This is a genomic window from Tepidibacillus infernus (assembly GCF_048898065.1).
GTDB classification, from domain to species: Bacteria; Bacillota; Bacilli; order Tepidibacillales; family Tepidibacillaceae; genus Tepidibacillus_B; species Tepidibacillus_B infernus.
Genome location: NZ_JBLWFI010000002.1, coordinates 216,799 through 226,554 on the forward strand (window position 1 = coordinate 216,799; position 9,756 = coordinate 226,554).

Below are 9,756 nucleotides of genomic sequence, written 5' to 3' on the forward strand. Positions count from 1 at the left end.
AAAAAATAATTTTCAGAATATAAAATAAAATATAACAGTGTAGGTGGTCAGGACACCTAATGATTGATCCAATAATAAAGATAGGGAAGAAATTAAGCATTTCTTAGGAGAGTTTTTATGATTTTTGAGCCGATTAAAAAGAAAAGAGTTTATCAAATTGTTATTGAAAGAATAAAATCTTCCATTGAATCTGGGCAATTAAAGCCAGGGGATAAATTACCTTCAGAAAGGGAAATGGCCAAATTACTAAATGTTTCTCGTTCTGCAGTCAGAGAAGCCCTTAGTGTTATGGAATATTATGGAATGGTAGAAATCAAAACGGGAATTGGCGTTTTTTTGGTTGAAGATCAGATTAATCAACTATTAAACAAGATGAATATTTTACTGTTTAATTATGGAATACAATTGGGGGAAATTTTAGAAGTAAGACAAGGGATTGAATCACAAGCTGCTTATTTGGCAGCCCAAAGAGCCACTTCAGAAGATTTAACAAAGATAAAGAAAGCGTTATCTACTCTAGAAAATGCGGTAATAGATAATAAAGTTGCTGCAAAAGAAGATTACGAATTTCATCGTGCAGTAGTTCAAGCGAGTAAAAATCATATGCTTATGCAGATGATTTATCTTATCGATGATTATTTTATCCAAGGGCTAAATAAAAGTAGGCAAGAGTCTTTAAAAATCCCAGGTAGAAGTCAACAAATTTTAAATGAACATAAAGAGATATATGATGCGATTGTCGCAAAAGATCCAAATCTTGCTAGTAAAAAGATGTGGGATCATTTAGAACATGTGAAGTCGAGGTTTAATTAAAGGGGAGGGATAAAATATATGTCAATTAAAAATGATTAAGTGGTCTGGACACCTAACCTTCAAACCAAAAAGGTATATTATTATGTTTGACTTATTAGCTGGAGACGCTGTAAAAAATATTCAAGAACTTATTATTGGTAATGTTAACATGGCTTTATCCAACAAAAATTAGAGCGATCGCCCAAGGGTTTGTTTATAATATTGGACGCGGTTTTTGTGCTTTTGCTCCTTTCGTTGTAGGAACACTAGCTCTAACATTTGGGTTGGGCACAGCATTTTGGGTTACTTCTGCAGCATTTCTATTAGGAGTTTTATCAGTGCTATTATTACCCGAGACGAAAGGCAAATTATTAAATTGATAGAAAATTTGTTGTCAGCTCTTGTGATTTTACTTAAAAAGAAAGAAATAAAAATCAGAAATAAGTATAGGAGTACGAAAAATGGGAAAATGGCCATCCCTTTATAAAATAAAACAATCTTTTAACAATCAACCGGTTATTCACGATATAGAAGCTGAAGTATTGAAGCAAATGGATTATATCTTAATGAACAATCATTTACCTAAAGGGTCTAGGGTTGCTATTACGGCTGGAAGCCGTGGCATTGCGAATATAGTTACGATTTTACAAACGGTAGTCCAAAGACTCAAAACTTTGGGCTACCGGCCATTTCTTTTTTCTGCCATGGGCAGCCACGGTGGGGGTACAGGTAAAGGACAAATAGCTATTTTGGATAGTTTAGGAATTACAGAGGAGGTAGTTGGTTGCCCAGTCGTTGCTTCTTCAGATGTGATTCAAATTGGAACCACAGAAGACGAAATCATAGAATTACCTGTTTATATTGCTAAGGAAGCTTATGAAGCAGATGGGATTCTTGTTATCAACCGTGTAAAACCACATACATCATTTACAGGTGCTTATGAAAGTGGATGTTTAAAAATGATGGCAGTAGGAATGGGAAGGGCAAAAGGAGCAAGTATTGTGCATGCTTTAGGAGCTGAACATTTAGCTACTTCCATCCCAGCCATTACAAAACAAGTTCTTCGAAAAGCTCCTATTCTTGGTGCCATTGCAATCGTTGAAAATGCATTGGAACAGACGGCACTGATCCAAGGTATGAAGAAAATGGAAATCTTTGATATGGAAAAACAAATACTAATTCAAGCAAAATCCTATATGCCTAAACTTCCAGTAAAAGATATTGATTTAGCCATTATTTTACAGATGGGCAAGAACTACAGCGGTACAGGAATGGATACGAATGTCATTGGTAGACTTCGGATCGAAGGAGTACCTGAACCTACTCACATGAATATCCGCTATCTTGCTGTTTTAGATTTATCTGAAGAATCTCATGGGAATGCAACTGGTATTGGTTTAGCTGATTTTACAACAGAAAAGTTAGTGAGAAAAATCGATAAACAGGCAACCTATCTAAATTGCATGACAAGCGGTTTTGTTACTAGAGCTGCAATACCTATGACTTTCCCAGATGATAAGACATTATTTGAGGGGATTGAAAAAGTATTAAAACGAGATGATTTATCAAATTTAAAAATAGCTATCATCAAAAACACCTTACAAATTGATGAATTATGGGTTTCGGAAGCAATATTTCAAACTTTGCAAGGAGAAAAAAATTTTGAATTACTAGAAGGTCCCCTAAATATAAAATTTGATGAAACCAATTCGCTCACTTTAAATTAAGGGCTATAAGTAAGTAGTGGTGTGAAAGCTTTCCGTGTGCAAGGTAATTTGGGAGGGGATAATAATGGAAAATAGAGTAATAGAGAAGATTAAGAGATTAATACCCGATCCGAAAAGAGTCATGACCGATATCTCTGATTTATATAGTTATTCTTATGATGGTTCTTTCGGTACTTATCTACCAGATATCGTTGTGCAGCCGAAAAGTAAAGATGAAATTGTTCGTCTCGTCCAATTAGCCAATCAAGAGAAGCTTCCTATTTACCCTCGAGGACAATCGACGGGTTTAAGTGGTGGGTCTCTGCCAGTCAAAGGGGGGCTTGTTCTTGATTTATCGAAAATGAACCAAACCCTGATTATCGATCCAGATAATCTAGTAGCAATCGTCTCACCAGGAGTCTTAACCGCAGACATTCATAAAGTAGCTGAACAATATGGTTTGATGTACCCACCTGATCCAAGTAGTTCCCATGTTTCTACGATTGGAGGAAACCTTGCAGAAAATTCGGGTGGTCCAAAGGGATTAAAATATGGAGTAACCAAAGATTATGTGATTGGACTTGAAGTGGTAACCCCTGAAGGAAAAGTAATTCGTACAGGTGGGAAAACGGTGAAAAACGTTACTGGGTACGATTTAACCAAGTTGATTGTTGGTTCAGAAGGTACACTTGGTATTATTACCGAAGCGATCTTACGATTAATTCCCAAACCACCAGCGACGGAAACAGCAATGGTCATTTTTAACGATATTGTCGATTCAGGTCGAGCGATTTCGAAAATATTAACAAGTGGTATTTTACCTTCCAAATTAGAATTAATGGATCATGCATCCATTCAAGCTGTTGAAGACTATGAACCTGTAGGCCTTCCCCGTGACGCAGAAGCGATTCTCCTTATAGAAGTAGACGGGCACCCTTTAGCAATGAAAGATGAAATCGAAAAAGTAAAAGAAATTTGTAGTCAATTAGGAGCGAGAGAAGTGAAAATCGCCACCACCAAAGAAGAACGGGAAGAACTGTGGCGAGCGAGGAAACTGGTTTCTCCAGCAATTGTAAAAATTAAACCGACGAAAATTTCCGAGGATGCAACAGTTCCAAGAAGCAAAATTCCAGAGATGTTTAAACGGTTAAAAGAAATTAAAGAAAAATATCAGCTTCATCTTGTGATTTTTGGTCATGCTGGTGATGGTAATCTACATCCAAATATTATTGCCAATAAGCTAGATAAAGAAGAAATGAAACGGGTAGAAAAGGCCGTAGAAGAAATTTTTCGCGCTACAATTGAACTTGGAGGGACACTCTCAGGAGAACATGGAATTGGAATAATGAAGGCTCCCTTCATGAAAATGGAATTAGGTGAAGAGGGTTTAGAGATGATGAAACGCATTAAAAAAGCATGGGATCCCAATAATATCTTAAACCCTGGAAAAATTTTCCCTGAACCAGGTCAGAAGTTGGTGTTAAGTGAATGAGTACACTACTTAATCAACTCCAACAGGATTTACGCTATGATTTAACCAATGCCTGTGTCCAATGCGGTTATTGTTTACCTGTTTGCCCTACGTATCTAACAATGGAGAAAGAAACCCACTCTCCTCGGGGAAGAATCAATCTCGTCAAAATGGTGGCAGAAGGGAAAATCAAAGATATTAATCAAATTAGAGAACCATTAGAACTATGTGTTGGTTGTCGAGCCTGTGAAACAGCTTGCCCAACTGGAGTACAGTATGAAAGGATTCTTGATTCTGCAAAGAAAGTTTTAGAAAAACATAAGACCTATAAACCCTCTGTTCGGATCATTCGAAATATCTTATTTAAACACGTTTTTCCCAAACAGAAGGTTATGGTTTCTTTAGGTAATCTAATTTGGTTATATCAAAAAACAGGTTTACAAAAAATGGCTCACACTACAAAAATAATAGATTTATTACCTTACCATTTAGGTGAGTATGAACGTACATTACCAATATTACCATCCAATCATAATAGGAAAAAAGAAAGTACGCTTAAAAACACAAGTCAGAAGCCAAAGATAAAAGTTGCCTTTTTTCAAGGATGTATTATGCAAGGAATCTACCAGCGGATTAATCATTATACTGTAGAGTTGATGAAGCTAGCGAATATTGAAGTTGTCATTCCTGAAAATCAAACCTGTTGTGGGGCTTTACATGCTCACTCAGGTGGCCATGAGCAGGCGATTGCATTAGCAAAACAAAATATTGATGTATTTGAAAAACTAGACATTGATTATATTGTAAATAATGCTGGAGGGTGTGGTGCGGCACTCATTGAGTACGATCAATTACTTACCGATGATCCCGACTATGCTGAAAAGGCAAAGCGTTTTGTAGCAAAAGTTAGGGATATTAGTCAAGTCTTGGTGGAAGCGAGTCCTCTCCCGTTAAAAAAACAAGTGAACGAAATTGTTACTTATCAACGTTCTTGTCATATGACAAATGTCCAAAAAATAAAAGAGGAACCTTTAGAACTGATTAAACAAATTCCTGGTCTAAAATTAGTAGAAATGAAAAGACCCAACATGTGTTGTGGATCAGGCGGGATCTATAATTTAATCCATTATGAGGAATCAATGAAAATCTTAAACTTAAAAATGGATACAGTAAAAGAGACCCATGCCTCAACAATCATCACAACAAATCCAGGATGCTTGATTCAAATGCAAAAAGGCGTGATCGACCAAGGGCTCCAACAAAAGGTAAGAGTCGTCCATTTAGTAGAGCTATTAGCTGAGTCAAGTGGAATCATGTGAACTATTCGTCACTTTACGTATTCACGTTTGAAGTAGCAGCTTTTTATTTAAAGATTAGATATTTCTTTAAGCGGAGGTTGGTATTAAGCTTTCATCTTTTATAAAGACTAGAAGGTTATACAATGATAATAATAAAAAATATAAATTTATTAAGAAAGGAAATGGGGAGAAAATGAGATTTGTAACTTTTCAACTAGGGCAAGAAACAAAACTAGGAGTCGTTAATGAGGAAGTTACAGAAGTGATTGATTTGCAGAGAGCTCAATCAGCTAAAGAGGTTAAACTTTTACCAACCTCTATGATAGAGGCGATAACACTTGGAGATAGTTTTATTAAAGATGTAAATGAATTGTTAGAATGGGTAGAACTACAAGAAAATAGGAATTGGGTATATCAGCTAAATTCTGAAGAGGTTACATTGCTGGCTCCAATTCCTCGCCCGCCAAAGAATATATTCTGCTTAGGTAAAAACTATGCCGCCCATGCTTTGGAAATGGGCTCTGCTGATGAAATACCAAAACATCCAATGGTATTTACAAAAGCAGCCACTTCCGTTAATGGTCCTTTTGCAGATATATGGAATCATTCAGACATCACGAGTGCATTAGATTATGAAGGTGAATTAGCTGTTGTTATTGGGAAAAAGGGAAGTAAAATATCCAAGGAAGAAGCATTTGATTATGTTTTTGGTTATACAATGATCAATGACATTACAGCACGTGATTTACAAAAACGTCACAAGCAATTCTTTTTAGGAAAAAGTTTGGATACGGCTTGTCCTATGGGACCATTTATTGCCTATAAATCTTTAATAATAGACCCTAATAATTTACATATTGAAACCCGTGTTAATGGTGAAGTTCGTCAGTCAGCTAATACCGAACAACTTATTTTTGACATCCCAACAATCATTTCAACTATCTCACAGGGAACAACTCTTGAGCCGGGAGATGTAATTGCAACCGGAACGCCAGCGGGTGTTGGAGAGGGATTCACCCCTCCACGATATTTAAAAGCTAATGATATTGTTGAAATACACGTGGAAGGTTTAGGATGGTTACGGAATAAGATTATAGAATCCAGTAATAGATTATAGAGTATAACCCCATTTTGGGGTTATTGTGTTTAACCCTGTACATTTGGATTAAGAGTATCATTTTTTTCACAAAAATAATCTTACTAAATAGATTACCATCGTAACTGTTAATGAACTAAATAAAGTACTAAGTAATACGACCTGTGCCGCATATTCAGGTTCATTGTTATATTCCTGAGCAATAATTGCACTATTTACTGCTGTGGGCATTGATGCGGATAATATCATCGCTTGAGCCATTATCCCTTCAATATGAAACAACCAAATTATGACAAATGATATAGCTGGTCCGACTAATAAGCGGAAAAAAAGACTAAAAAAGATAGTTAGATTAATATATTGTATTTTCAAATTAGCAACCTGCGCACCTAATGTTAACAATGCAATCGCTATTAAAGCATCTGATATATAGTTAACTGGAACCAACACAAAGGATGGGACCTGTATATTTAAAACATTAAATAAAATTCCTAATGCCATAGCGTAAAAGACTGGCATTTTAAAGTAACTTAAAATCGTTTTAAGATTTCTACCGTTTACTGACTGTAAAGCAAATACTCCATATGAAAAAGTAAAGATATTTTGTAGTGTTAAAACAATAACTTGTATACTCATTGCAAAAGTATCATGCCGAAATACTAAATCATTAACTGGAACCCCATAGTTTCCAGAATTATAAAAAATGACACTATTGGAAAACGCCGTTCCCAAACCTTTTTCATGATGAAAGATTTTATTTACTAGCCAAGTCAGAAAATACAAAAAAGCTATTTGAAGAACAAAAAAGAGAAATATCTGTAAAAATAAATATAGTGAGAATTCAACATTATATAGCTTAGTAAAGATAATAGATGGAACTAGATAATAAATATTAATTTTCGCTAATGTATATAAATCTAGTTGAAATTTCCGATGCAACCAAAAGCCTAAAGAAATTAATATAAAAACTGGTAAAATGATATCGACAAGAATGGTAAAAAATTCATGCATCGTTTGACCTCTTTTCTATTCAGTTGAACAGTTACCACGAAACCTCTAAGCGCCTCCAAAGAAGTTCACTTATTTCAATTCAGTTAGAATGGTTTTCTCCACCTCTTCTAAACTTTTTTCATAAAAGATTTCCCATTCAACACGTTGAGGTGCAGGAAGTAGTGAGACAGTTAAATCTATATCTACTTGTCTAAGCTGATTCTGTTTCCATTTTAAATAGCTATAATAAAGAAGACGAGTAGAGAAGATCGAGTATTCAAACCCTTTCGATAATAGCTCAATTTGTTTTTGTTCATTTTGTTGCTGTAGTAAAGGAACTTTAGCAAAAATCCCTTCTAGTCTCAAAAAGGCTTGGTACAATAGGGATGGAACATGTAATGATTCTGTTTTAGGCTGTAAAAAATATTTAAAATAGGTTTGGCTTGCAAGATTCATATAGGCTTTATAATCTTCTACACGAAATTTCAGTCCACGCTCTAATGCTTTTGTTACGGATTGCTCGAGTGTCGTATAAAAAACATGATCTTCTATATGAGCATATAACGGTTTAATTCGTAACAATGATTTCATATAATAAAACTTCAACTGATCTTTTGCTTGATTACTATCTTCTAAGGATTTCTTCCAAAGCAGATGTATTTCTGAAGAAGTAAGTTCTTTTGTTTCATTGATTCTTTTTTCAATTTCCTGTATATTCATGCAAATCCCCTCTTTTCTTTTCTATCCTTAATTTTAACATAATATGACAAAAACTTCATTCTGATATGATATTTAGTAAAAGTTGAGGTGGGGGATTTTATCAGTCCAATATTCCTGTAAATACGGTCATTGGAGCAGACTGCAAAATTAGTTTATGCCTATGTTTTATCACCAGATATGGTAGAGTGAAAAGAAACAGGTGCATTCCTATTGGGGAAATGCACCTCTTTAAACTTTCTCTTACTTACTCCATCCCCTTATTTTTCTAGACCTGAAAGTAAATTAAATTAACCTGAAAAAGTGGAGGTTTGCTTTTCTAGTTCTAATCTACGTTGCTCTTGGAAACGTTTTGTTTCCGCTACGACAATACCAGATAAGCCTAGAAGACCAATTAAGTTTGGAACAGCCATCATTCCATTTAGCACGTCAGCAATATCCCAAACAGTTTTTAATTCAAAGGTGGTTCCAATAAAGACTGCAATGGTGAAAACCAAACGATAGAAAAATACAGATTTTGCACCAAATAGATATTCGAAACTCTTCTCACCATAATAAGCCCAACCAAGAATCGTGGAATAAGCAAATAAAATAATTCCGATGGAAACAATCCATTGACCTATATTGGGTAAGAATTGCTCAAAGGCTCTAACAGTAAGTTCAGCAGCTTGAGGGTTACTTAAATCAACCCCGGCATATAGACCACTCATAACAAGTACAATCCCTGTTATACTTGCAACAACAATCGTATCTAAGAAGGTCCCTGTCATCGATACAAGTGCCTGACGACCTGGCATATCTGTTTTTGCTGCAGCCGCAGCAATTGGTGCTGATCCCAATCCAGCCTCATTAGAGAAAACTCCTCTTGCCACTCCGTAACGAATAACAGCTCCAAGAGCACCACCTACAGCAGCTTGGCCCGTAAAAGCATTTCCGAAAATAAGGCCAAGAGCACCTGGCACCTTGTCAAGATTTAAGAAAATAATAATTAATCCTCCTAAAACATAAAAAACAGCCATGAATGGAACGAGATAAGAGGTAACTTTACCAATACTTTTGATACCACCTAAAAGAACTAAGCCAGTAAAAATCATAAGAATAATTCCAGTAATCCAAGGAGTTAATCCTGTGCTTTCTTGAACAGCTAAAGCAACAGAGTTAGATTGAACCATATTACCAATACCAAATGCAGCAAAGGAAGCAAATAGCGCAAATAGTACACCTAACCATTTCCAGCCTAAGCCTTTCTCGATATAGTACATTGGTCCGCCAGCCATCTCACCTCTTGCATCAATTGTCCGATATTTTACTGCAAGAATGGCTTCTGCATACTTGGTTGCCATACCAAAGATCGCTGTGACCCACATCCAAAAGACAGCTCCAGGTCCACCAAAGATAACAGCTGTTGCTACACCAGCAATGTTACCTGTGCCAATCGTAGCAGCTAAAGCGGTCATTAATGCGGCAAAGTGGGAAATATCTCCCTCTGATTGATCATCTTGATTTTTAGAGAAAGCAAGTTTTAGGGCATAAGGTAATTGAGAAAATTGCATGAATTTTAAACGAAGAGAAAGAAAAATACCAGTTCCGACAAGAAGAATCAACATCGGAGGACCCCAGACAATGTCACCGAGTGTGCCAATTAAGTCTTTTAACATAACATCACCTCTCAAAATAATTTTTATA

General features: G+C 35.8%; 9 protein-coding genes. 6 read left to right on the forward strand and 3 right to left on the reverse strand.

Features of this window, described 5'->3' with window-relative positions; translation table 11 throughout:
- Window positions 1-117: 117 nt before the first annotated feature.
- The 6 genes from TEPIDINF_RS13430 to TEPIDINF_RS13455 all read left to right on the forward strand — a co-directional run bounded on the left by TEPIDINF_RS13430 (window position 118) and on the right by TEPIDINF_RS13455 (window position 6,384).
- Window positions 118-813, forward strand: coding sequence for a FadR/GntR family transcriptional regulator (locus TEPIDINF_RS13430; RefSeq protein WP_421692304.1), 696 nt, complete (start codon window positions 118-120; stop codon window positions 811-813).
- A 134-nt stretch (window positions 814-947) separates the two neighbouring features.
- On the forward strand, window positions 948-1,172 hold the full coding sequence (locus TEPIDINF_RS13435; protein ID WP_421692305.1) for a hypothetical protein: 225 nt from the start codon (window positions 948-950) through the stop codon (window positions 1,170-1,172).
- A gap of 81 nt (window positions 1,173-1,253) precedes the next feature.
- Window positions 1,254-2,519, forward strand: coding sequence for a nickel pincer cofactor-dependent isomerase, group 22 (locus tag TEPIDINF_RS13440; protein WP_421692306.1), 1,266 nt, complete (start codon window positions 1,254-1,256; stop codon window positions 2,517-2,519).
- A gap of 64 nt (window positions 2,520-2,583) precedes the next feature.
- Window positions 2,584-3,990 carry an FAD-binding oxidoreductase gene (locus TEPIDINF_RS13445; protein WP_421692307.1) on the forward strand — a complete coding sequence of 469 codons (1,407 nt, stop codon included), beginning with the start codon at window positions 2,584-2,586 and terminating at the stop codon, window positions 3,988-3,990.
- On the forward strand, window positions 3,987-5,288 hold the full coding sequence (locus tag TEPIDINF_RS13450; protein WP_421692308.1) for a (Fe-S)-binding protein: 1,302 nt from the start codon (window positions 3,987-3,989) through the stop codon (window positions 5,286-5,288). Before TEPIDINF_RS13445 ends, TEPIDINF_RS13450 begins: the two co-directional genes overlap by 4 nt.
- 172 nt (window positions 5,289-5,460) lie before the next feature.
- A complete protein-coding gene (locus TEPIDINF_RS13455; RefSeq protein WP_069801101.1) occupies window positions 5,461-6,384 on the forward strand; it encodes a fumarylacetoacetate hydrolase family protein in 924 nt (307 codons plus the stop codon).
- Between the two features lie 66 nt (window positions 6,385-6,450).
- Here TEPIDINF_RS13455 and TEPIDINF_RS13460 read toward each other — a convergent pair whose 3' ends face one another.
- The 3 genes from TEPIDINF_RS13460 to TEPIDINF_RS13470 all read right to left on the reverse strand — a co-directional run bounded on the left by TEPIDINF_RS13460 (window position 6,451) and on the right by TEPIDINF_RS13470 (window position 9,728).
- Window positions 6,451-7,374 carry an AEC family transporter gene (locus TEPIDINF_RS13460; protein ID WP_068722505.1) on the reverse strand — a complete coding sequence of 308 codons (924 nt, stop codon included), beginning with the start codon at window positions 7,372-7,374 and terminating at the stop codon, window positions 6,451-6,453.
- 69 nt (window positions 7,375-7,443) lie between these two features.
- Window positions 7,444-8,073, reverse strand: coding sequence for a hypothetical protein (locus TEPIDINF_RS13465; protein ID WP_421692309.1), 630 nt, complete (start codon window positions 8,071-8,073; stop codon window positions 7,444-7,446).
- Between the two features lie 287 nt (window positions 8,074-8,360).
- Entirely contained in the window at window positions 8,361-9,728 is a 1,368-nt protein-coding gene (locus TEPIDINF_RS13470; protein WP_421692331.1) for an alanine/glycine:cation symporter family protein, read from the reverse strand.
- Window positions 9,729-9,756: the final 28 nt, after the last annotated feature.

Bases quoted from the DNA above. Each gene is read 5' to 3' on its own strand.
- TEPIDINF_RS13430 (WP_421692304.1), top strand. From the start codon at position 118: ATGATTTTTGAGCCGATTAAAAAGAAAAGAGTTTATCAAATTGTTATT.
- TEPIDINF_RS13440 (WP_421692306.1), top strand. From the start codon at position 1,254: ATGGGAAAATGGCCATCCCTTTATAAAATAAAACAATCTTTTAACAAT.
- TEPIDINF_RS13445 (WP_421692307.1), top strand. From the start codon at position 2,584: ATGGAAAATAGAGTAATAGAGAAGATTAAGAGATTAATACCCGATCCG.
- TEPIDINF_RS13450 (WP_421692308.1), top strand. From the start codon at position 3,987: ATGAGTACACTACTTAATCAACTCCAACAGGATTTACGCTATGATTTA.
- TEPIDINF_RS13455 (WP_069801101.1), top strand. From the start codon at position 5,461: ATGAGATTTGTAACTTTTCAACTAGGGCAAGAAACAAAACTAGGAGTC.
- TEPIDINF_RS13460 (WP_068722505.1), bottom strand. From the start codon at position 7,374: ATGCATGAATTTTTTACCATTCTTGTCGATATCATTTTACCAGTTTTT.
- TEPIDINF_RS13465 (WP_421692309.1), bottom strand. From the start codon at position 8,073: ATGAATATACAGGAAATTGAAAAAAGAATCAATGAAACAAAAGAACTT.
- TEPIDINF_RS13470 (WP_421692331.1), bottom strand. From the start codon at position 9,728: ATGTTAAAAGACTTAATTGGCACACTCGGTGACATTGTCTGGGGTCCT.